The 1253-nt window shown below is 45.6% G+C and carries 2 protein-coding genes; both read right to left on the minus strand.

The window, feature by feature from the left end:
• Positions 1 to 396, minus strand: a 396-nt coding sequence (locus tag QUA38_RS29005; protein WP_333167987.1) for an SGNH/GDSL hydrolase family protein, incomplete at its 3' end; no start/stop codon positions are given.
• Between the two features lie 176 nt (positions 397 to 572).
• On the minus strand, positions 573 to 1253 hold a 681-nt coding region (larE, locus tag QUA38_RS29010; protein ID WP_333167989.1), incomplete at its 5' end, for an ATP-dependent sacrificial sulfur transferase LarE.

Here is a 1253-nt window from a genome sequence, read left to right on the forward strand (position 1 = left end):
AAGAGTTGAGTAAAAAGCAGGAATCAGAATAATTTGTTTTGTTCCGATCGATCGCATCACGGCGATCGCCTCTTTTAAATTACTGACAAACTGCTCATCGCTAATGCCGTACATAGCATCATTTGTGCCGATCGCCACAATCGCTTTTTCGCAGGTAAACCGAAGTGGTACTACAAGTTTAAGCTGTTCTAGCAGCGAGACTGAACTCATCCCTCCGATCGCAAAATTAAAATTTTCTGATCCCAAAGAGTCTCCCAGAGCCGAGGAAATAGAATCGCCCCACACACACCCTTGATATTGGCGATCTTTAATTTGTTGTACCTGATTGTACACAGCAACTTGCCACCACAGTGCAGAACTAACTGTATCACCCGAAGGTTGCGAGTTAGCTAACACCCGAAAGGGGATCTACGTCGATAAAAACAAAGCCAACAGGACGGACAATAACCTAAATTTAACTTTCCTAAAAATTGCTACTCTTGCTGCTAGTTTAGTTTATGCTATTCCTTTAACCAACAGTCAGGAGCTATGCAAATTTAGCGAAATTGCGATCGTCTTTTCATGATAATTAATCAATCTTTCGCCCCCAACAACTCCTGCTGCAAAACCTGATTTAATTTGCCGCTGCGAAACCCCTCCAAATCCAAAGTCGCGTACATAAAACCAAACTCCTGAAACACCGCCACCAATGCAGGCAAATCCGTATTTAGCACAAACTCCCGAATCTCCTCTGCCGGTAACTCAATGCGCGCCGTATCTCCATCCGATCGCACTCGCAAATTTTTCAGTCCCAACTGGCGCAAATACCGTTCAGCGCGCCCGACTCTTTGCAACTTTCTAACGGTGATTTCTTCACCGTAAGGAAAGCGCGAACTCAAACAAGGTTGAGCGGGTTTGTCCCACCAAGGCAAACCCAATTCTTTTGCCAATTGCCGCACTTCAAATTTAGTGATTCCTACTTCTGCTAAGGGCGATCGCGCACCGCGTTCCTTTGCCGCCTGAATTCCGGGACGGTAATCCTTCAAATCGTCAGCATTAACCCCATCCACCACATAAGGATAACCCTTTGCTAGTGCTAGGGGTTTCAAAGTATCGTGCAGTTCGCTTTTGCAGAAATAGCAGCGGTTAACCGGGTTAGAAGTGTAATTGGGATTTGCCATTTCCTGAGTTTCTACTTCCTCGTGGGCAATCCCAATTTCTGCTGCTTGAATGCGCGCATCTTCTAAATCTTCTGGCAGTAAAGACGGGGAAAC

It is taken from the genome of Microcoleus sp. Pol12B4 (assembly GCF_036701385.1).
In the GTDB taxonomy this organism is placed as follows: domain Bacteria; phylum Cyanobacteriota; class Cyanobacteriia; order Cyanobacteriales; family Microcoleaceae; genus Microcoleus.